Source organism: Paenibacillus sp. FSL R10-2736 (assembly GCF_038000245.1).
GTDB lineage: Bacteria > Bacillota > Bacilli > Paenibacillales > Paenibacillaceae > Paenibacillus_AQ > Paenibacillus_AQ phytohabitans.
In genome coordinates, this window is record NZ_JBBOBN010000001.1 from 981086 (window position 1) to 1001704 (window position 20619).

Sequence of the window (20619 nt, forward strand, 5' to 3'; positions counted from 1 at the left end):
AATGTTCGATTTTCAGTTAGGACGCAGTTTTTGCGAGAGGAGTTACTCTTTTTTATTACCCTGAAAGTTAAATCGATTAAACTTTTGAGCTTGGAGGCATAGATGCTTAAATGAATATTCATGATGTAGCCAAGAAGTCGGGGCTCTCTGTAGTGACCGTATCCAGAGTTCTAAACAATTCACCCTCTGTACGTGCGGGCAACCGCCAGAAAGTGCTGAATGCGATTGAGGAGTTGAATTATCAGCCCAATTCAGCAGCGCGTAGTCTGGTTCGCGGCAAGACTGGAGTCATTGGGATGTCGATTACCAACTTTAACGATTCTTTCTATGACCGCGTGATTCGCGTGGTGAACCGGAAGCTGGCTGAGCAAGGGTACTTCCTGGCCCTGTCCATAGCCGAGAATGAGGATGACGGTGTGAACTTCCTGTTCCAGAAGGACCGTGTGGACGGGATTCTCCTGTTGTCTCCGCTTGAGGAGAAGGAATACGTGGAGGAGCTGAAAAGAAAAAACATTCCGGTTGTCCTGCTGGATAACCAGTTTCAGCATGAGGATGTTCCGAGTGTACTCGTTGATAACTATCAGGGAGGGTATGAGGCTACTAAGCATTTGATTGGTCTTGGGCATACCCGGATCGCCTATATCGGCGGCCCTTCGGTGTTTCTGAGTGTAACGGAGCGCAAACGGGGGTATGTCCAGGCGCTGGATGAAGCGGGGCTAACGCCCTTCGGCACGGAATATTGCGGATTTACGGTAAGCAGCGGTTATGAGGTAGCGAAGAGATGGATTCGCGAGGATAAGCTGCCGACAGCCATTTTTTCGGGAGACGACTTTATTGCGCTCGGGGTTGTTCAAGCCCTGCGTGAGGAAGGAATTCTGGTACCGCAGGATATCTCCGTGGTCGGCTTTGATGATCAGCAGTTCGTAGGTGAATTCTACCCGCGGCTCACGACAGTCAGGCAGCCCGAGGCGCAAATGGGCAATATAGGCGTTGAATTACTGCTGAAACTGATCAACGGGGAGGTGACGCAGCCCGCTGTAACGAAGCTCGCTCCTCAGCTGCTCATTCGTGAATCCACCGCATCTGTCAGATTAACTTGAATTATAGGAGTGAATCATCTGTGAAGTATTTCTTGGGAGTGGATGCAGGTGGAAGTAAGACCTGCGCAATGATTGCAGACGAACAGGGGAAGGTCATGGGTGCAGGCAAAAGCGGGAACGGGAATCATCAGCTAAACCGTGAGCAGGCGGCGGACAGCTTGCACCAGGCCGTATCGGAAGCCATTACGGCTTCAGGGCTGACCCGTGATCAGCTGGATTACTCCTGGTTCGGACTGGCGGGAGCGGACAGAGAGGCTGATTTTAGAATTTTGCGGCCGATCATCGGCAGCCTTGGCCTTCCCCGGACGGAGATTTCCTGCGATACCTGGAATGCGCTGCGGTCAGGTACAGAGAAGAACTATGGGATCGTGCTGATTTGCGGATCGGGCGTGAACTGCAGTGGGAAAAATCCGGCGGGTGCTGCATATCAATGCGGCGGCTTCGGTTACCGGTTCGGGGATTTTGGCGGCGGCTATGATCTGAGTATGGAGGTATTCCGCAGCGTCCTCAGGGCGGATGACGGAAGAGAAATGGAGACAGTGCTAAGCAAACGCTTAACTCAATTGCTGGGCTATACCACCGTTTCAGAGTTAAGAGAGGATTACCTCGACCATTTCAGAGACCTGCCTCCCCAAATTGCGGAGCTGTTGTTTCAAGCGGCAGAGGAGGGGGACCCTGTTGCCACCGGGCTGCTGGTCAAGCAAGGGGATGAGCTGGGTTTGGCAGCGGCATCGGCCATCCGCCGGTTGGCCATGGAGGAAGACGTCTTCGATATCGTGCTTGCAGGCAGCCTGCTGACCAAGGGAGACCGCTCAGGCATCATCCGGCGGGCCATTGAGCGAAGATTGAAGCTGGCGGCTCCGAACGGCACTTTAAGGATTCTAACACGTGAGCCGGTTGTAGGGTCGGTCATTCTGGCGATGGAAAACAGCGGTATGCATGTGAATCAGGAGGTTCTTAATCATCTATCAGAGGGTAAGGAGGGGCAATTGTCATGGAAGAAACATTGAAGCTGGTTGTCATCGGAGCGGGGTCATCGTATACACCTGAATTAATTGAAGGGATCATCCTGCATCACCAGGAGCTTCCCATCCGCGAAATATGGCTGGTGGATATTGAGGAGGGCAGGGAGAAGCTACATACGATTGCGGAGCTGAGCAAGCGCATGATTGCACAGTCCGGACTGCCGATTACTGTAGTAGAGACGCTTGAGCGCAGGGAAGCCATTGCCGGAGCGGATTTCGTCTGCACGCAGATCCGGGTAGGCATGCTGGAGGCGCGCAAATGGGACGAATTGATCCCGCTTCAATACGGTGTCATCGGTCAGGAGACGACCGGTCCCGGAGGAATGATGAAAGGCCTGCGGACCATCCCGGTTATTCTGGATATTTGCAGGGATATCGAGGAGCTGGCCCCGGATGCCTGGCTGCTGAATTTCACGAATCCGGCCGGAATGGTGACTGAAGCTGTCCACAAATATTCATCGGTCAAAAGCGTAGGCCTGTGCAACTCGCCGATCGGTTTCCAAAAGTGGCTCTCGGGGTTCTTCGGACTTCCCATGGAGAAGATCTATGCGGAGTTTGTCGGCATCAACCACCTGCACTGGGTATCCGATGTCGTGATTGACGGGAAGAGCAAGCTGCAGGAGCTTATTGATTACCCCGGGAGCTACAAGGCAGGCAATGTGCCGTTTGATGCCTGGGACCACCGGTTTCTGAACAGTTTGCAGGCCATTCCCTCGTATTACTTGAGCTATTACTATATGACAGACGAGATGCTGGCGGAACAGAAGGAAGCAGCGGCAACGACCGGATCACGCGCTGAGGTTGTGAAGAAGGTGGAGGAAGAGTTGTTTGGGCTGTACCGGAACCTAGAGCTGAAGGAGAAGCCGAAGCAGCTGGAACAGCGCGGCGGAGCCTATTACTCGGAGGCGGCAGTGCTGCTGATGCGCTCCATTCATAATGATTCCCGCGATATCCAGACGCTGAATGTAAGGAATAACGGAATTATTGACTTCCTGCCGGACGATGCCTCCATTGAGGTGAATTGTGTGGTCACCAAGCAGGGGCCGCTGCCGATTCCGCTGCGCAGAGTTCCTCAGTCCGTCAGAGGCCTGCTGGCTGCGGTCAAGCAATATGAGAGCCTCACCATCGAGGCGGCTGTGCACGGAGACCGGGATGTGGCTCTGCAGGCTATGGTCCATCATCCGCTCATGCCTTCAGTCACCGTAGCTGAACAGCTGCTGGATGAAATGCTGGAGAAGAACAAACCGTATTTACCGTTATTTCACTAGAATCGTCCAGAGGAGGTAAAGCGGATGAACACGGCCGGAAAAGCGAGCAGGTGGAAGAGATTTACCAGTCAGTTGGATTTGCAGTCCATGGTTTGGCCGGGCATTATCTTTGTATTCATTTTTAGCTATATTCCTATGTATGGCGTAGTGATGGCGTTCCAGCAATACGATATTTTTAGCGGCATGATGAAGAGCCCCTGGGTTGGACTTATGCAATTCAGAATGTTCTTCGAGGCCCCGGAGTTCTGGAATGTGATGCGAAATACGATTGTGATTAGCCTGCTCAAATTGATTATCTCTTTTCCTGCCCCGATTCTGCTTGCGCTGATGCTGAATGAAGTCGGTCATATGGGCTTTAAACGTGTGATCCAGACCGTCAGCTATCTGCCTTATTTCCTGTCCTGGGTTATTGTATCCGGTTTCGTATTTTCGCTGCTATCCGTAGATAACGGAACGGTGAACTATGTGCTGGAGCGGTTCAATCTGGCCGGGGAGCCCATTAACTTCCTGGCGGTACCCAAGTACTTCTGGTCCATTCTGGTAAGTGTAAATGTGTGGAAGGAAGTCGGGTTTGGGAGCATTGTCTATCTGGCTGCGATAGCAGGTATTGATCCGACCCTATATGAGGCCGCTTCTATAGACGGAGCAAGCCGGTTTAAGCAAATTCACCTGATTACACTCCCCAGCATTACCCCTATTATTGTCATCTTTATGATTCTTGCCATCGGCAGTCTGCTCAGTGCGGGCTTCGAGGACATTCTGCTGCTGGCAACCAATCCGATCCTGCGCCCCTACTCCGATGTTATCGACACCTATGTATACCGTGTTGGGATATTAAATGCCAGATTCTCTTATGCGACAGCTGTAGGGCTGTTCAAAGCGGTAATCAGTATCATTCTGCTGGTGACGGCCAACACAATCGCCCGCCGGGCAAATGTTAGTCTCTGGTAGGTACTACTCATAGCGAATGCTTCCAGTCAAGTTTAAATTGCGATGTTCGACTGTAAGTAATGCTCCATAAACCTTTTAGGAGGGGTGAACAATGAGACTAAGCCTGGGCGACAAAGTGATGCAGCGGACTATTTATATCCTTTTGACACTGCTGGCGCTACTCATGCTGTACCCGTTTTGGAACGCGTTAGTCATTTCTTTTAATCTGGGCAGTGATACGGCGCTCGGCGGTGTAACCCTGTTGCCAAGAGCATTTACCCTGGAGAATTATTATATTGTGTTTCAGGATGACCGCCTGCTGAATTCTTTTCTGATCACCATTCTTAGAACGCTCGCCGGCACAGCATTATCCGTTTTCTTCACCGCCCTGTTAGCCTACGGCATGTCCAAGAAGTCTTTGCTTTTCCGCAAACAATATATGGTGTTCTTCATGATTACGATGTTCTTCAGCGGAGGGCTTATCCCCAGTTACTTACTAATTCGCTCTTTGGGCATGCTGGACACCTTTTGGGTTCTGATTATCCCCGGCATCATCAGCGTCTGGAACATGATTGTCATCCGCACCTTCTTCAGCGCTTTACCTGAGGGACTGGAGGAATCAGCCAAAATCGACGGCAGCAGCAACTACGGCATTTTCTTCCGGATCGTGATTCCCGTCTCCGGCCCGGTTCTGGCCACGATATCTTTATTCACCGCAGTAAGTTACTGGAACGACTGGTTTACGGGAGCGATCTATATTACCAAGGATCACTTGCTTCCTATACAGACGCTGCTGCGGCAGGTGATGAACTCGAACATTATGACCCAGATTGGCTCCTCGAATGCGATCGCGCTGGATCATATGAACCGGAACCGGACGATTACCACGAAGTCACTGACTATGGCTACGATGATGGTCGCTACCATTCCGATTATCCTGACGTACCCTTTTCTCCAAAAGTACTTTGTGAAGGGCGTAATGATCGGTTCATTGAAAGAATAGCAGTGTCCATATTACGTAGAAAGAAGGGAAAAGAATGCGCAAACGCCTGAAATGGGTAGCTCTGTTGCTGACTTCGCTGGTGCTTCTGCTCGCTGCCTGCAGCGGAGGTGGGAATTCTGACGCTTCGCAGAACAATCTGAATACCGGGGCAGCCCCGGATGACGGCAGCGGGATCAAGCCTGTTACCTTCAGCTTCTATGGAAACTACGACTGGCTTACGACCTCACCCTGGGGGGAGAACGAGGCGACGAGGTGGATTCAGGAGAACCGCAAGGTTACGGTTGAACCGATACAATCCGGAGGAGCAGCCGGAGAAAAGCTCAACACGATGATCGTCGGCGGTGATTTGCCGGATGTTATTTTTACGGACCGGGGGTCCTCAGTAGAACGGCTGGTGCAGGCAGGGCAGCTCGTTGCACTGGATGAATATTATGAGAAATATCCGAACTTCAAGAAATATGTGAAGGAATCGACCCTGAATCTGCTCCGTTCAGATGACGGGCAAATCTATCAGATCCCGAACTGGTATACCTCCGGGCAATTCGGCAACGGCGGGTGGATGGTGAATAAGGATATTTATAACGCACTCGGCAGACCGGCGCTGGAGACTTTTGATGACTTATATCAGTATTTGCTCATGGTGCAAGATAAGTACCCGGATGTAGTTCCTCTGGAGGTTGGGGAGAAGGGGGCAGGTCTGGAAATTATGTATGGCGGCTTCAGGGAGAACTCCACCAGCAAGTTCGTTACACTCATGGGGCATCCGGAAGGCGACAAGCTGACATCTATCCTGGACGATCCCGCTTACGAGGAGATGGTGCTGTATATCAATAAGCTGTACCGTGAACGGCTGATTACGCAGGATGCGCTGCAGCAAACCCAGGATGCAGTCAAGGAAAAGGTCAATACCGGCCGGGTAGCGGTCATGGTCGAATCCAATATCACTACGTATGGAGCTGAAGGACACCGGGCATTGACAGCAAGCCATCCGGACAGCGGTTATGAGATTATTTGGCCGATCCATAAAGTCGGAGTAGACAGGACAAAAGTATTTGTAAGCGGCTTTGAGACGCTGGGCTGGAACGTCAGTGTTATTACGAAAAAGGCCAAGGACCCGGAGGCTATCTTCGCTTACTTTGACTGGATTACGGGTCCGGAGGGACAGAAGGTGCTGTTCTTCGGCCCTAAGGGCTTATACTGGGATGAAGAGGACGCGGATGGAGCGCCCATTCCGAACGAGAAATACAAAACTACCCCGGCTAATGAGCGTACGGATACGATGAGAAAATTCGAGGACTTTAACTGGGCCGGGAATACGACCTTCATTGATACGGCGAAAATGAGCCTCGAGGCGCTGCTCTCGGCGAACCAGAAATCATGGGAGACCGTGGCGCAGTCCACAGTGACCTGGCAAACCGCGCTGGACATTACAGAATTCGTAAATACCGACCCGCTTCCCGATACGGAGACCGGCATCATCGCACAGAATGTCGCGGATATCTATACCCTTGCTTACGCCCAGATGGTTCAGGCCAAGTCGGATGAAGAGGTGCTGGCGGCACTGGATACCGCAAGAAAGAACACCGCAAAAGCAGGGCTAGATAAGCTGCTAGAGTTCAGAACTGAAAAGTGGCAGGAGAATGTTAAGAAAATCAACGCTACGAAATAACTCTTGTTAGAAGTTCAATAAGACTATGATGTGGAGGCGAGATTATGACATTTGCACTGAGATCGGGGTTCATGGCAGTGTTGGGTATCGTGTTGGTTTCTTCGGTAGCGGGTGGTTCCCTTCCCTTGCCGGCCCAGGCCGAGGAGGGGAGCAATCCCCCTTTTGAGACGGAAGTGATTGTACGGACCGTGAACCAGTTCAAGAACATGGCGGATGTCCAGAATTTCATCAGTCTGTCCACCAGCTACGGGGTCGATGTCATCAGCATGAACGTGAAGCAGGATGAAGATGATGAGGTTCCGTCCGGCAGTGTATTTTATCAGAGTGATATCGCGCCCATTGCTCAGGGCTACCAGAATTTCGATGCCCTGCAGGCTGTCATTACGGCAGCTCATGCCGCAGGAATCAAGGTTCATGCCTGGATTCCCCAGTTCCATGACCAGCAGGCCTTCCTGGCTCACGATGAATGGCAGATGCAGGCGCTGGTGGACGGGGTTCAGACTCCGTTTACAGGCTCAAACGGCAACGAATATTTCGTCAATCCAATTCATCATGAAGTGCAGCAGTATGAGCGTTCCATCATTCAGGAAGTGATTGAGAATTATGATGTGGACGGTGTTGTGCTGGACTGGATCCGCTTCGACAATTACAACATGGACGTCAGTGATTATACGGTTGCAAAGTATCAGGCGGAGTTCGGGTATTCGCCGCTCAGCATTGACTTTGATACGGATTCGCCGCAGCGTCAGCAGTGGAACGAATGGAGAACCGAACAAATTGGACAGTATGTAGGCGATATCCGTGAGGATATTTCCGCATCCTCGAATCCGGATGTGCAGCTTGGTGTGTATATTTTGCCGCCGGAATTTACAGAGGTTGGACAGAATGTAGCCAAGTTCAAGGACGAGATCGACTTTGTCGCGCCGATGGCGTACTTCGATGACTGGGAGTTCAACAGTGATTGGGTATACAGCACTTCCTACGGCATCCTGAAGGATACGAGCGACCGGATCAGCGGCAGTGCTGCGGACATCGTAGCCACCTTGGATAATGACTGGACCGATGATCAATATCAGGAGGTCTACAAAGGCATCCGCGAGAATTATCCGGACGTGAAGCGCCTGTCGTTCTTTGCCTACGGGGCCTGGCCGGAAGATGAGCTAGCGAACATCCATGAACGTGAGACCTGGCCGACTCCAGGCTGGACAGCTCCGGTAGAGCAAGATTATCCGGCCCAGCTGCCCGCCGTGTGGAAGGCGCGGAATATCGGTTCCATGCCGGGGAATGCCACCTACAATGCTTCCAATAAGCAATTTACACTCAGCAGCAGCTCGACGGATATTTGGGGGAATGCGGATCAGCTGAATTATATATACCAGCCCGTGAGCGGCAATGCGGAGATTGTTGTTAAGGTGCAGTCCACCAGCTGGCTGGACGGCTGGGCCAAGGCCGGCATTATGGTCCGGGAGTCCCTGGTCCATAATTCGAAGCACGCGGATATGATGCTTACCCCCGGGAATGGGGCGACCTTCCAGTATCGTGCTGAAACCGCAGGCGATATGACCGACCATACTGCGGCCGCCTCGGCTCCGAAATGGCTGAAGCTGACCAGAACCGGAAATACGTTCAAAGGGTCGATTTCGGCAAACGGGAGCAGCTGGCAGACAGTCGGAACGGTTCAGATCCCCATGAAACGCAAGGTGTATATCGGCATAGCCCTCAGCAATCCGGGGAATGATTCGCGGGGCAAGGCCGTGTTTGGAAATGTGAAGGTTACGGATTAAGCCTAAGCCTGAGAGCCGGGAGAACCAATATGAGCTATATAGTGAGGCTGAAGGAGGCGTGAATATGACTATGCCGCTACGGGAACGGCAGTATTACTTCCGGGACTACTACGATCAGGGTGAGGAGCTGGTGCTGGAAGGGCAGCAGCTGAGAATCGGGCTGACTTCAAAGTTCTCCATGATCCAGAAGTGGGAGTGGCCGCTTGCTGCGGATGGCCCGATTGTAATTATTGAACCGCCGCAAGAAGGAGAGGCACCCGCACCGGGCAATGCCACGCTGGAGCTTGAATATGAGGGGTCGCTTAAGGCGGATGGCTACCGGATGGACATCCGTATGGACGGCAAAATTACAATAGCTGCCTCCAATAAGAGAGGACTAAGGTATGGGATGGATGCTCTGCACCGGCTGCTGAGTATAGATGAAGGTAAGTGCCGGTTGCCCGTGGCTACAATTCACGATGAGCCTTCTTTTCCGGTCCGCGGCATTATTGAGGGCTTCTATGGCACGCCGTGGAGCTTTGACGACCGGATAGATGCTGTGCGTTATCTGGCGGCTCACCGCATGAATGCCTTCATGCATGCTCCCAAGGATGATCCCTATCACCGTGAGCTGTGGCGTGAGCCTTATCCTGAGGCTATGTTTGACCAGATTCGTGAGCTGAAGCAGGAATGCGATGCCCAGCTGGTGGACTTCTATTATTGCATTAGTCCGGGGAACGATCTGCAGTTTCGCAGTGAAGACGATTTTGCCAGTCTGGAAGCGAAGCTGAGAGCGATGATCGCCATCGGTGTCCGGCATTTCGCCCTGCTGATGGACGACATCGACTACGCATTGTCAGGGGAGAACCTGCATTACCTGGAGCGCTCCGGACTGGCGCATGCCTATGTGGCAAACCGTGTCTATGAGTATTTAAGCCGTCAATTGCAGAAGATTACTCTGGTGATGTGCCCCTCAGAGTACTGGTCCAACTGGGATACCGAATATAAGCGGGATATCCGCGAGAAGCTGCATACGGACATCAAGATATTCTGGACCGGCTCTTCGGTCTTCGCCCGGCAAGTCGGAAGCAGGGATGCACGGAATAATTACTGCTATTACGGACATGAGCTGTGGCTGTGGGATAACATTCCCGTCAATGATGCCGACTACGACCGGCTGTTTCTGGACCCGGTTCGCGGACGTTATTCGCAGCTTGGTCAGACCGGACATCAGGCAGTGGTAGCGAATCCGATGATTCAATGGGAATGCTCCAAGATTACGCTGAATACAATGGCCCACTACATGTGGAACAGTGAGCGTTATATGCCGGAGCTTTCCTGGGAGCTGTCGGTCCGGGAATTCGCCGGAGAGCTGGCAGAGGATATGATGTTCTTCTGCAGCCAGAATCTAAATAGCCAGCTCTATAGCGGCGGGTATGAGGAACTTAAAGTGGCCTTGCAGAGAAAAGATATCCACTGGCTTGACGCGTATTTCGACCGCCTGGAGAGCGTCTCCTACCGGTTACTTGAAATGGAGAATTCCAAGTTTAAGGAAGAGGCAGGGCCCTGGCTGCAAAGAGCCCTGGCGGATGTAGAGCTGTGGAGAGCCTTGCGGCAGAAGGTTACCGGGACGCCTCTGCCCGGAGCCGATGAAGAATTGCGCAAGCGGGCCGAAGCATGTCAGGCCTTTGAGGTCCGGCTGGGGAGTGATCCGGCCTGGAGAGCCGCCGAGGCCTGGGGATTTGCTGCCAGGGAAGGAAAGAACGGATACCGGCTGACGTTGGATGCGGAGGCTGGAATATAATCGGCAGAGCACAATATCCCCAGAGCACAGTGCCAAGCAGAAACGTAATAAGCCGTGCGTAAACGGCTCCCCTGTCTGATCAAGCTTGCGGAGCTGGAAATATAGTGGCCGTGCTTCAGACGACACGTTTAAGCCTTCCCTTACCCTTTCGGGGTGGGGGAGGTTTTTTGGTATTTGTATTTTTGTAATATGAAAAAGTGAATGAAATCACAATCTATTTTTGAAGGAGTGGTAAATTGAAGCTATTAAGGTAATCGAGGAGGATCTGTTATGACCAGATATGAACAACAAAGAAATTTTCTGAAATCCAATTTTCATGAATTCAAACATATTAAAACAGACAAGATCAAAGGAATTGCCCAGCCGCCAATTGTTAAGCCGTTTGATCCGGAATCACTATTTATTGAGCTGCCGAAGGTTAGCAGAGACGTAGTGAGTAAAGAGGATATTTTTGATTGTATCGGGCAAAGAAGAAGTACACCCTTCTATTCTGCGGACACTTTGAGTCTGGAGGAGTTGTCCTATTTATTATGGGCGACCCAAGGGATTACCGGCATGAGCAAGAACGGGCTTACGCTGCGGACCGTGCCCTGCAGTGGGGCGACACACACCTTTGAAACCTATTTAATGATTATGCGGGTAGAGGGCATTCCGCAAGGGATCTACAGATACCTCCCGGTGGAGCATAAGCTCCTATTTATGTTTGAATTAGATCAGCTGGAACAGAAGATAGATGCGATCACTTTGGATCAGCCCTTTGTCCCTAACTTTGCCCGCAAAGCTTCCGTGCTGTTTGCCTGGAGTACCACACCCTACCGCTCCGAATGGAAATATGATATTTCCGCCCACAAAAAAATCCTCATCGATGTAGGACATATCTGCCAGAACCTGTATTTAGCCAGCGAATCCATTGGTGCAGGTGCCTGCGCCATTGGCATCTATGATCAGAAGCTGATTGATGAGGTATTGGAGTTAGACGGCGATGAGGAGTTTGTTATCTATCTTGGCGCAGTGGGGAAGAAACGGGAATAGCTGCTTTGGCGATTTGAAAGTATAGCTGCCGTCTTCTGGGGCGATGCGTTTAAACCTTCCTTAACCCTTTGGGGTGAGGGAAGGTTTTTGTTGTTTGAGTTGGTTGTGTTTTTATATACTAAAACAAGAATTGGAAAAACAAAAGGGAGGTACTATTATATCGATTGTATACGTTAAAGTTCGGCATTGGCACTTTTGGTATGGAGTTTATGGATTCTGTCCTACAAGCTGTAACGATGAAATCACTCTCTATTCTGATAAAGATTTTAGAAATTTCCTGGGCTATTTTGAGCTTACAACGGAAACATCCCTGAAATATCTACTGGATCATGAACTTGATAAAACAGAAGGTAAAAATTACTGTGAGGAAATTGAAGACTTTTTAAATAGTCCAAAGGTTATTCATTTCAAAATGAATATAAGCCGTTTATTAAGTGATATTGGAGCTGATAAACTATGCCTGATATTAAAAAACTGGATTGGATCACCGCCAAAGTGAATGATTTTACAGTTAATGATCTCAAGTTCATTACGGATTTCAGATATTGGGTTGAAGTGGATACGGTGCAGCTGTTTGATGAATACAATACTCCCATGCTGCTGATCAACTTTATTTTAATGTCTAAAGGGGATAAAGGAACATATAAGGTCACTATTCATTTCAAAAAAGTAGGGAGCCTTCAACTAGCTGCTGGAGGAGCAGTAATCCAATTAAGCTGGTTTGAGATTGTGAATATTTCGGATAGGGGCTGGGAATCGGTTAAATATCTTGTCAGGGATTTTGAGAATGAGGACCGGTTTAACTTCTATTGTGATGACATTGAAGTCATTGCTATTGAGGAAATCGATTGGATTATCGGCTAGATGTTATCATAAAGGCAATCTGGGTAATGCAGATATGTTAATCACATCCTACCGGCAGTAATGTTGTACATATTGCAACTCTGAGGCCTAGATATCCGTGTATTCGCTAGGATTGTTGTATATAATGCAAGAATTATCCCGTTAAGCCGCTTGGAGGAAGAGAAATCCTGCCTTTTGTACAACAATCCTGGATTATGGCCGAGATGAGTGGGGAAATGTTGTATTTTGTGCAGGATTCTTAAAAGTAATCGAGAGGGAGGTTTGTGGGCCCCTATCGATTCTCAATAATATATTGAAGATAGTCTGCTGCGCTCTGATTGATTTCTTCATCACCCGCCTGAAAGGAGGCTCCGAAGACGGCGAAATAGGGTAATGCGATCGCACCCACATGCACGGCACTGGCTTTAAACGGGGCTATAACCTCATCTACAGTAAAAGAAACGGAACCGGCAGGCAGGTAATTTTCCTGCTTATCACCGATTGACATAGCTATCCCCAGCTTCTTTCCTCTCAGCTTATTCCCGTTTGAACCATACGCCCAGCCGTGGGTGAAGACGTCATCCAGCCACTTTTTCAGTAAAGGCGGGTAACTATACCAATATAAAGGAAATTGAAAAATAATATGGCTGTGTGCTCCGAGTAAACTTTGCTCTTTCGGAACATCAATGCTCCAGTCCGGATATTCCTTGTAAAGCTCATGGATCGTAACTTCCTCTGGATGCTGCAGCAGCTCCTGTTTCCATCTTTTATTTACTCTTGAATTCTCAATATGAGGGTGTGCTAGGATCACAAGGGTTTTCATATTTAATCACCTTTCCGGCGGATATTGGTTTTGTGCAGCTGTTTATATTATTTTGGATGCCTGTAAAAATGTAAATACACACAATAAAGTAACATGGTTACCTCAAAGTGTGCATTGGACTCCGGATCGTTATATGGCATGATAGAAATCATAAGATAAGATAGGCTAAATTAATTAGGGTGTGATGAGGTGGCAGGTATGAAAGAATATCATTTAGGCATAGAAGCAACGCTTGAAATTCTCGGAGGAAAGTGGAAAGCGTTAATCATATGTAATCTAATGTCGGGTAAGAAACGGACAAGTGAATTACAGCGCAGTATCCCGGGCATCTCGCAAAAGGTTCTGATCCAGCAGCTCCGCGAACTTGAAAGGGACGGAATGATCGGCAGACAGGTCTATAATCAAATGCCGCCCAAAGTTGAATATTATATAACGGAATATGGAACTACAGCCAATGGAATTATTGACGTAATGTGTTCATGGGGCAGAGCCAACATTGCAATCAGACAGCAGCAGGGTGAAGATGTGGTGTTGCTGGAAAATATTCCGGACGATGAGTAAACCTGCGTTGCCTCACTATATAAAATGCCCGCCATTGACAATAGTTTGATATCAAACTATAATCCGTGTATGGAAACTAGAGATGTGATTTCGCTGATCTCCAAGATCAGAGAGAAGGTTAACCGGTTCATTGTTGCAGAGATGGTGAAGCAGGGGCTGGAAGGTGTCGGCACTTCGCACGGGGACATTATTTATGCGCTGCTGCAGAAGCCGAGGCTTACTATGGCAGAGATCTCCGCCAAAATTAATAAAGACAAATCGACCGTCACGGCACTGGTTGATAAGCTGGTCCGGCTTGGCATGGTGACGAAGGAAAGGGAGAAGGAGGACACCAGGTTTGTGTACGTTGCTCTGACGGGGAAGGGGAGGGAGCTGGAAATGGTTTTTGAGGCGATATCCGCAGACATGCTGGAGCAGTTTTACCTCAATGTCACCGAACAGGAGAAGGAAGCGCTGCTGGGCATTCTAATTAAAATCAATAACAACTTCTAAAAAAATATATTATATAGTTTGATATCAAACTAAAGTCCAAAGGAGGAAATACTTGTGAGAGATTACACGACAGAATTGCCGCCGCACACAGAGAAATACATCGGAGAGAACGATCTGTATCTGCAGATATTTGCAGGAAGGAACCTCCCGGAGGATGCTGACCGCAGGCCTCCTTTACTGTTCGTGCATGGTGCCTTTACCGGAAGCTGGATGTGGAGCAAATACATTCCCCATTTTATCTGTGAAGGCTGGACCTGTTATGTCATGAATCTGAGAAGCCATTACAGAAGCCGGGTGCTGGATATGACGGAGATAACCTTCGGGGACTATCTGGAGGATATAAGCGAGGTTATCGCTGAGTGCGGGGCTCCGCCTATTGTGATCGGGTTCAGCATGGGCGGGATTCTGAGCCAGAAGCTGGCGGAAACGGCAGATCCGGCCGGGCTCGTGCTGATCGATTCAAGTATTTGTAAGGAGGTTCATGATAGGGTGCCTTACCGGGACATCATCCGGACACAACCAGGCCTCGTAGTGCCTGCCCCGGTTCGTGAGGAGCTGACGGGCATAGATGAATCGGCAGAGGATATAGCTTTTCAAAGAAAGTACCTGACGATGGAGTCTGCCAAGGCGTTTAGCGCTTTTTCTTATCATTACGGTGCGGACGGAATCCCGGTGGACAGCCGGTCCATTACTTGCCCCTGTCTGGTTATCCATGCTGTTAACAGTGCGGAGGACGACCGCCGGGGCAAAGTGAACGCAGAGCATTTCCATGCAGAATACACAGGCCTGTGGAACACCACGCATACGGGGTTACTCGTAGGGCAGCGGTATGTGGAAGCAGCGGAGACTGTTCTGGAGTGGTTGAAAAGAGTATTTTAACCAAAATAAGCATAAAGATCCGAGGTGACAAAATCTCGAATCTTTATGCTTTCTATTTGTTTGTTTATTGCCTGCAGTGGGCTATGAAGTTCTCCAGCCACTCTATCGTTACCGTCTCACGCAGAATTGCGCCATCCAGCACAAGATAATCACCGAAATTATCGCTGTCGAGCGGGGGGATGCTGTCATACCGCTCTTTATTTCTGCTTAAATGCTTCAGTCTCTCCTGATGCTGATGCAGCTGATGCTCCAATAGATGAATCCGGGTGGCTATATCCAGATTATTGGAGAAGTACATTCTCAGCCGGAACACATCTTTAGGCGTAGGCTCAAGCGGCTCTTCTTTTTTCAGCCATTGCAAGAAAGCCTTCTTGCCCTGCTCCGTAATCGAATACAGTTTTTTCTCCAGTATTTCTCCGCTAATTTGGATCTCGAATACAATAAGTCCCTCATCCAGCAGCTTTTTTAATTCCGGATAGATCTGACTGTGCTTGGCATTCCAGAACTCACCTAAATCCTTGCCGAATTCCTTACCTATATCATAGCCAGTCATTGGCTCTTTGTTTAATAACCCCAAAATAGCGTATTTCAAAGTTCTCATAAGCTTCGCTTCCTATACATATTCGTCGTTTTCTACTTCGCTAGTATAGCATATTTAGCCAGTCGACAATAACATTTGTTACATATGTAAAGAAACGTGTTTCATTAAACATATAAATATATACATGTTTGTATTGATATAAATAAGAGCCTGTGCTAATATGAAATCGGATTAGATGTGAATAAATTCACAATACGATTGATGAAGGAGAAGAAGATTGCAGTGGAACTTACAAAGAAGAGATGGATTATTCTGATTGCGAGCTGCTTTATTAACCTGTGTATTGGCTCAATCTACGCCTGGAGTGTGTTTGCTGCCCCGATGGCAGCGTATTTGAGCGGGCTGACAGGACTCAGCTTAACGCCGGGGGATTTGGCTATCGCTTTTACGATTACCAATTCAGTCGGTCCAATTACGATGATTTCAGGCGGATGGATTAATGACAGATTCGGGCCTAAGCGGGTAATTCTGGTAGGTGGCCTGTTATTCGGGGGCGGGATGATATTGTCCGGGTTTGCAACCTCGGTTAGCTTCCTGGTTCTTACGTACGGCATCGTACTTGGCCTTGGAACTGGCATGGTCTACGGCTGCACTATCAGTAACTCCATCAAGTTCTTCCCTGACAAACGGGGATTGGTTGGCGGAGTAACCACTGCTGCCTATGGATTAAGCTCGGTCATCATCCCTCCAATTGCCAATGGCTTGATTAGCTCGTCTGGAGTGAAATCAGCATTCTTAATCATCGGCAGCGCATTTCTTCTTATCATCTGCTCCGCTTCTTTCTTCATTGAGAAATGTCCGTCTGATTTCGTTCCGGCAGGCTGGACACCCAAGTTGCCGGGTACTGGCCGTTCTCTAAAAAGCGACAAAGACTGGAAAGGCATGCTGGCAAGTCCGCTATTCTACGTAATGATCCTGTTATTAATCAGCGGTGCTTTTGCCGGACTAATGTGTACCTCACAAGCTTCACCTATCGCTCAAAAAATGGTTGGCCTGTCTGCGGCGGCGGCAACGACTGTGGTTTCTGTACTGGCTCTGTTCAACACGGGCGGACGCATCCTAGCGGGCTATATTTCTGACAAAATCGGCCGGATCAACACGCTTACCTTTGCTTCACTCTTATCTGTAGTGGGGCTCACCCTGCTGTATATTTCAGGAGCTAACAGTGTGGCGACCTTCTATATCGGTATTTCTGTGATCGGCTTAAGCTTTGGCTCCCTGATGGGCGTATTCCCCGGATTTACTGCAGATCAGTTCGGTGCCAAGAATAATAGTGTGAATTATGGAATTATGTTTATCGGCTTTGCATTAGCGGGCTATTTTGGCCCGTCCATTATGAAGAATGTGTACAGTGCAGACGGCAGCTATCAAAGAGCCTTTGTGATTGCGGCCATCTTTGGCATCACCGGAATTATCCTGACCTTTGTCTATAAGTGGGCTGTCAAATATCAGGCGAGAACTGCTGCTAAGCCTCAGGAAGCTAGTATATAAAGAACAGAAGCAATGTATAGAGAGAAGGAGAATGAAATCATGATTAGAAAATATCCGAACCTGTCTAAACCCATCACAATTGGTAATGTAACCTTCAGAAATAGAATGTTTGGCTCTCCTATGGGCGGAACCGATATTACAGCAGACTGTACGATTGGACCCAAATCCACAGCGTTCTATGAATTAAGAGCTAAAGGCGGCGCTGCCTCAGTTACAGTCAGTGAAGTTGTTGTACATCCCGAAACCGAAGCCTCCCATATGTACCATCTGGACCTGGGAACTGTAGATTCTCTTGCCAGCTTTACTTATACTGCAGATGCCATCCGCCGTCACGGAGCTATTGCGAGTGTGGAGCTATCCCATTCCGGACAGTACGCCGGTACATATCTGACGGACAAGAATAAGAAGCAGGAATTGGCCCAGTGGGGGCCCAGCCCCGGAGTACGCCCAGACGGCAGGGAAGTGAAGGAGCTTACACAAGCACTAATTGATGACATCGTAGCAGCCTATGGCAGATGTGCCGGACTGGCTAAGAGAGCCGGTTATGAGATGATTATGGTCCATGGCGGACATGGCTGGCTGATCAATCAGTTCTTTTCTCCCTACTTCAACCGTAGAACCGACAAGTATGGCGGAACTTTGGAGAACCGGGTACGGTTTGCCCAGGAGGTTCTTGACAGTGTCCGCAACGCTGTAGGCCCTGGCTTCCCTATCGAGTTCAGAATAAGCGGTTCGGAGTTGTTTGAAGGCGGATATGACCTTACTGAAGGTATTGAAATTGCCAAGCTTGTCGAATCTAGAGTCGACCTGCTGCATGTATCTGCGGGCACGTATCAGACCGGCTTCGGAATCACCCATCCGTCGATGTTCTTGCCGCATGGCAGTAATGTGTATCTGGCAGCAGAGATCAAGAAGCATGTAAGTGTCCCCGTTGCTACGGTCGGCGGTTTAAATGACCCGGCTCAGATGGAAGAGATCATTGCCAGCGGTCAGGCGGATGTGGTTGAGATGGCCCGCGCACTGCTGGCTGATCCAGAGCTGCCCCGGAAGGTCATGAGCAACCGTGACGAGGACATTATTAAATGTCTGAGATGCTTCACCTGTATGGCGGAGCGTGCGGAGACCTCTACAAGACGCTGTACGGTGAACCCGTTAATCGGCCGTGAAATGGACGGGACAGAAATTTATCCTTCGGCTAATCCGCGTAAGGTTCTGGTAGCGGGTGCTGGCCCGGGCGGGCTGTATGCGGCGATGACTGCTGCCAAACGCGGACATCAGGTCATTTTATGTGAGAAGTCGGATGATGTGGGCGGTATTCTGCGGGGAGAGCAGGCGCTGCCCTTCAAATATGAGATGTATGAGCTGGGAGTTACTCTCGGGAAATTAGCCAAAGACGCAGGCGTCGAGATTCGTCTAAATACACCTGTGACCCAAGCGTATGTTGATAATGAAAATGTGGATGCGTTAATTATAGCCGTCGGTTCCGCAGCCATTGTTCCGCCAATCCCGGGACTTGATGGTGATAATGTAGTTGTAGTTAATGACTACTATCTGGAGAAAGATAAGGTTACCGATAGTGTGGTTGTACTGGGAGGGGGCCTTGCGGGCAGTGAAGCAGCGATTCACCTTGCCCAGGAAGGCAAAACAGTACATTTGGTCGAGATGAGAACTGAGCTGGCACCGGATGCCAATATCAGACATCGCCCGATTATGCTGAAGGAGATCGACAAGCTGAATATTAAGGTTCATCTGGGATATAAAGGGTTATGTGTTACGCCGGAGGGCGTAGTTTGCCTGAATCCAAGCGGGGAAGAGCAGCTGATTCCGGGAACCTCCGTAATATGTGCACTTGGACAACGGGCAAGAAGAGATATCGTAGAGGAGTTAATTGATTGTGCTCCTTATGTGGCTCAGATCGGGGACTGTGTAAAAGCGTCAACGATCACTACTGCAATTTATCAGGGATATCATGCAGCGCTTGATATTTAGTTTGACACATATCCCCCCCCCAGGGGGGATACTGGGTATAGATGTTTATATAGGATATGGGGAATTCCATAGGCAACAAAGCAAAGAACTGCGGTCATTTGGGCGATCCTCGCGGCTGCACTATATGCCATCCGCACGCCGGTATCCAAAGAGCTATATCAAAGGGTTCGGTTCAGGGTTAGGCGCACGAAATAAATAAAAGGCCGCATGAACCGGATGATCCGGTTCCTTGCGGCCTTGTTTGAGTGTGGATTTTTAAGTATCAAATATTGTTCAATCTATATACATCCGGTTAGATTAATGGAATTTGACAGTCTTGATCCGTGATTCCTGTTCGTAAGTAAGCGGGCTTGGCGTTTGCGGTGTGTGCAAATGGCGCTCTACGCTGTATTCCATTTTCCGGTAGTCTTCTTCTCCCGAAGCCATTCCAGGCTGCCACATTCCGGTTACCCAATTCTTCAGTTCCTTAATTCCTGCCAGCATTGCATTCATCCTCCTTGGCGATGAAATCCGATGGAAAATAGGGTTTCGATCACTTTTGTTTACGCTTTCATTATAACACGGATCAGACGAAAATCAAAGGTGTGTCCGTGTGAAATAGACAATAAAAGAGTACAAAGTGTGAATTGGAGAGGATTTGTGCTTTGTGAAAGGAGTTATGTCCTTGTGGGAGAGACAATAGGGGATGAGGAATGGTAAAAGAAAAAGCGACTGCCGGATATGGCGGTCGCTTGCAGCAAACTCCTGTAGGGAAAGCTTATTTGATACGTTTCAATGCGGCTTCCTGATCAATAGAACGTCTGGCCAGCATGTCCAGTGTAGCATCATGTACGGTTAATGTTTTGTCTATCCGCTCAAGAGTGTCCCGGGTTGCAATGACTTCAGCATTGACTTCGGATACAGCCTGCTGGATCAGCGGGATCAGCTTCGTATCTTCTTTGATGCTGTCAATATCAGCCTTCATTGTGCCAAGCTCGGACCGTATCTCTTTGATATCGGATTTCATATCTGTAAATTCAGCCTTCATCTCTGTCACTTCAGATTTCATTCCCTGTAATTCCGTAAGAATCTGTTGCAAAATCGGATCGCTCATCGTCACAGCTCCTCAAATATGGATTACATCAGAAGCGGGCTCTTTGGATTATGTTTAATTATTATAGCATAAGACGGGGGGACAGGCCGAGTAAAAAGAGCAAACTGGCTGAAGCACGGCATTCCTGCCTGGAACAAAGAAAATCTCTAATTATGAGTGATAATCACACTAATAATTGGGATATTTACCAATTGGAAAAGATGCTATATTGGTTTTGGTAAGCGGTTGCATAAAAAATATGAAGCTGATTTTA

Annotated in this window: 20 protein-coding genes; 16 read left to right on the forward strand and 4 right to left on the reverse strand. The window is 49.1% G+C overall.

Going from position 1 to position 20619, the window contains the following annotated elements:
• Positions 1-110: 110 nt before the first annotated feature.
• From NSQ73_RS04340 to NSQ73_RS04390, 11 genes are all read left to right on the forward strand, one after another.
• Positions 111-1100, forward strand: a complete 990-nt coding sequence (locus tag NSQ73_RS04340; protein ID WP_340985490.1) for a LacI family DNA-binding transcriptional regulator — start codon at positions 111-113, stop codon at positions 1098-1100.
• Between the two features lie 20 nt (positions 1101-1120).
• The gene (locus NSQ73_RS04345) at positions 1121-2110 is read left to right on the forward strand and encodes an N-acetylglucosamine kinase (protein ID WP_340985491.1); all 990 of its coding nucleotides are present in this window, start codon (positions 1121-1123) and stop codon (positions 2108-2110) included.
• Positions 2095-3393, forward strand: a complete 1299-nt coding sequence (locus NSQ73_RS04350; protein WP_340985492.1) for a 6-phospho-beta-glucosidase — start codon at positions 2095-2097, stop codon at positions 3391-3393. The genes NSQ73_RS04345 and NSQ73_RS04350 overlap by 16 nt, the downstream gene beginning before the upstream one ends.
• A gap of 24 nt (positions 3394-3417) precedes the next feature.
• Positions 3418-4344 carry an ABC transporter permease gene (locus tag NSQ73_RS04355; protein ID WP_042139731.1) on the forward strand — a complete coding sequence of 309 codons (927 nt, stop codon included), beginning with the start codon at positions 3418-3420 and terminating at the stop codon, positions 4342-4344.
• A 91-nt stretch (positions 4345-4435) separates the two neighbouring features.
• On the forward strand, positions 4436-5326 hold the full coding sequence (locus NSQ73_RS04360) for a carbohydrate ABC transporter permease (protein ID WP_340985493.1): 891 nt from the start codon (positions 4436-4438) through the stop codon (positions 5324-5326).
• 34 nt (positions 5327-5360) lie between these two features.
• On the forward strand, positions 5361-6995 hold the full coding sequence (locus NSQ73_RS04365) for an extracellular solute-binding protein (RefSeq protein WP_340985494.1): 1635 nt from the start codon (positions 5361-5363) through the stop codon (positions 6993-6995).
• Positions 6996-7039: 44 nt separating this feature from the next.
• Positions 7040-8779 carry a family 10 glycosylhydrolase gene (locus NSQ73_RS04370; RefSeq protein ID WP_340985495.1) on the forward strand — a complete coding sequence of 580 codons (1740 nt, stop codon included), beginning with the start codon at positions 7040-7042 and terminating at the stop codon, positions 8777-8779.
• 64 nt (positions 8780-8843) lie between these two features.
• Positions 8844-10562 carry a beta-N-acetylhexosaminidase family protein gene (locus tag NSQ73_RS04375; RefSeq protein ID WP_340985496.1) on the forward strand — a complete coding sequence of 573 codons (1719 nt, stop codon included), beginning with the start codon at positions 8844-8846 and terminating at the stop codon, positions 10560-10562.
• A gap of 270 nt (positions 10563-10832) precedes the next feature.
• Positions 10833-11594: a SagB/ThcOx family dehydrogenase gene (locus NSQ73_RS04380; RefSeq protein WP_340985498.1), complete on the forward strand. Its 762-nt coding sequence runs from the start codon at positions 10833-10835 to the stop codon at positions 11592-11594.
• Positions 11595-11688: 94 nt separating this feature from the next.
• The gene (locus NSQ73_RS04385) at positions 11689-12093 is read left to right on the forward strand and encodes a hypothetical protein (RefSeq protein WP_340985499.1); all 405 of its coding nucleotides are present in this window, start codon (positions 11689-11691) and stop codon (positions 12091-12093) included.
• Positions 12051-12458 (forward strand): hypothetical protein, encoded by a 408-nt coding sequence (locus NSQ73_RS04390; RefSeq protein WP_340985500.1) that lies wholly within the window; start codon positions 12051-12053, stop codon positions 12456-12458. Before NSQ73_RS04385 ends, NSQ73_RS04390 begins: the two co-directional genes overlap by 43 nt.
• Positions 12459-12729: 271 nt before the next feature.
• On the opposite strand, the gene NSQ73_RS04395 is transcribed toward NSQ73_RS04390, so the two are convergent.
• Complete coding sequence (locus tag NSQ73_RS04395; RefSeq protein WP_340985501.1) at positions 12730-13260, reverse strand: NAD(P)H-dependent oxidoreductase; 531 nt, start codon at positions 13258-13260, stop codon at positions 12730-12732.
• 198 nt (positions 13261-13458) lie between these two features.
• Between NSQ73_RS04395 and NSQ73_RS04400 the strand changes: the two genes are divergently transcribed.
• The 3 genes from NSQ73_RS04400 to NSQ73_RS04410 all read left to right on the forward strand — a co-directional run bounded on the left by NSQ73_RS04400 (position 13459) and on the right by NSQ73_RS04410 (position 15192).
• Positions 13459-13821 carry a winged helix-turn-helix transcriptional regulator gene (locus tag NSQ73_RS04400; RefSeq protein WP_042139724.1) on the forward strand — a complete coding sequence of 121 codons (363 nt, stop codon included), beginning with the start codon at positions 13459-13461 and terminating at the stop codon, positions 13819-13821.
• Positions 13822-13905: 84 nt separating this feature from the next.
• Positions 13906-14313: a MarR family winged helix-turn-helix transcriptional regulator gene (locus NSQ73_RS04405; protein ID WP_340985502.1), complete on the forward strand. Its 408-nt coding sequence runs from the start codon at positions 13906-13908 to the stop codon at positions 14311-14313.
• Positions 14314-14367: 54 nt separating this feature from the next.
• Positions 14368-15192, forward strand: coding sequence for an alpha/beta fold hydrolase (locus NSQ73_RS04410; protein ID WP_340985503.1), 825 nt, complete (start codon positions 14368-14370; stop codon positions 15190-15192).
• A gap of 64 nt (positions 15193-15256) precedes the next feature.
• Here NSQ73_RS04410 and NSQ73_RS04415 read toward each other — a convergent pair whose 3' ends face one another.
• Positions 15257-15793 (reverse strand): PadR family transcriptional regulator, encoded by a 537-nt coding sequence (locus NSQ73_RS04415; RefSeq protein WP_340985504.1) that lies wholly within the window; start codon positions 15791-15793, stop codon positions 15257-15259.
• 222 nt (positions 15794-16015) lie between these two features.
• Here NSQ73_RS04415 and NSQ73_RS04420 point away from each other — a divergent pair, with 222 nt between their 5' ends.
• Together NSQ73_RS04420 and NSQ73_RS04425 are read left to right on the forward strand one after the other, a co-directional pair.
• Positions 16016-17284, forward strand: coding sequence for an L-lactate MFS transporter (locus NSQ73_RS04420; protein ID WP_039297745.1), 1269 nt, complete (start codon positions 16016-16018; stop codon positions 17282-17284).
• Positions 17285-17323: 39 nt separating this feature from the next.
• Positions 17324-19273 carry an NAD(P)/FAD-dependent oxidoreductase gene (locus NSQ73_RS04425; protein ID WP_340985505.1) on the forward strand — a complete coding sequence of 650 codons (1950 nt, stop codon included), beginning with the start codon at positions 17324-17326 and terminating at the stop codon, positions 19271-19273.
• A 297-nt stretch (positions 19274-19570) separates the two neighbouring features.
• Here NSQ73_RS04425 and NSQ73_RS04430 read toward each other — a convergent pair whose 3' ends face one another.
• Positions 19571-19756, reverse strand: coding sequence for a hypothetical protein (locus NSQ73_RS04430; RefSeq protein WP_039297739.1), 186 nt, complete (start codon positions 19754-19756; stop codon positions 19571-19573).
• A 274-nt stretch (positions 19757-20030) separates the two neighbouring features.
• Positions 20031-20366, reverse strand: a complete 336-nt coding sequence (locus NSQ73_RS04435) for a histidine kinase (RefSeq protein WP_340942659.1) — start codon at positions 20364-20366, stop codon at positions 20031-20033.
• Positions 20367-20619 lie beyond the last annotated feature (253 nt).

Excerpts from the sequence above, each read along its gene's own strand:
- NSQ73_RS04430 (WP_039297739.1), bottom strand. The coding sequence starts at position 19,756 with ATGCTGGCAGGAATTAAGGAACTGAAGAATTGGGTAACCGGAATGTGG.
- NSQ73_RS04365 (WP_340985494.1), top strand. The coding sequence starts at position 5,361 with ATGCGCAAACGCCTGAAATGGGTAGCTCTGTTGCTGACTTCGCTGGTG.
- NSQ73_RS04350 (WP_340985492.1), top strand. The coding sequence starts at position 2,095 with ATGGAAGAAACATTGAAGCTGGTTGTCATCGGAGCGGGGTCATCGTAT.
- NSQ73_RS04390 (WP_340985500.1), top strand. The coding sequence starts at position 12,051 with ATGCCTGATATTAAAAAACTGGATTGGATCACCGCCAAAGTGAATGAT.
- NSQ73_RS04360 (WP_340985493.1), top strand. The coding sequence starts at position 4,436 with ATGAGACTAAGCCTGGGCGACAAAGTGATGCAGCGGACTATTTATATC.
- NSQ73_RS04415 (WP_340985504.1), bottom strand. The coding sequence starts at position 15,793 with ATGAGAACTTTGAAATACGCTATTTTGGGGTTATTAAACAAAGAGCCA.
- NSQ73_RS04425 (WP_340985505.1), top strand. The coding sequence starts at position 17,324 with ATGATTAGAAAATATCCGAACCTGTCTAAACCCATCACAATTGGTAAT.
- NSQ73_RS04355 (WP_042139731.1), top strand. The coding sequence starts at position 3,418 with ATGAACACGGCCGGAAAAGCGAGCAGGTGGAAGAGATTTACCAGTCAG.
- NSQ73_RS04370 (WP_340985495.1), top strand. The coding sequence starts at position 7,040 with ATGACATTTGCACTGAGATCGGGGTTCATGGCAGTGTTGGGTATCGTG.
- NSQ73_RS04380 (WP_340985498.1), top strand. The coding sequence starts at position 10,833 with ATGACCAGATATGAACAACAAAGAAATTTTCTGAAATCCAATTTTCAT.
- NSQ73_RS04435 (WP_340942659.1), bottom strand. The coding sequence starts at position 20,366 with ATGAGCGATCCGATTTTGCAACAGATTCTTACGGAATTACAGGGAATG.
- NSQ73_RS04395 (WP_340985501.1), bottom strand. The coding sequence starts at position 13,260 with ATGAAAACCCTTGTGATCCTAGCACACCCTCATATTGAGAATTCAAGA.
- NSQ73_RS04375 (WP_340985496.1), top strand. The coding sequence starts at position 8,844 with ATGACTATGCCGCTACGGGAACGGCAGTATTACTTCCGGGACTACTAC.
- NSQ73_RS04340 (WP_340985490.1), top strand. The coding sequence starts at position 111 with ATGAATATTCATGATGTAGCCAAGAAGTCGGGGCTCTCTGTAGTGACC.
- NSQ73_RS04400 (WP_042139724.1), top strand. The coding sequence starts at position 13,459 with ATGAAAGAATATCATTTAGGCATAGAAGCAACGCTTGAAATTCTCGGA.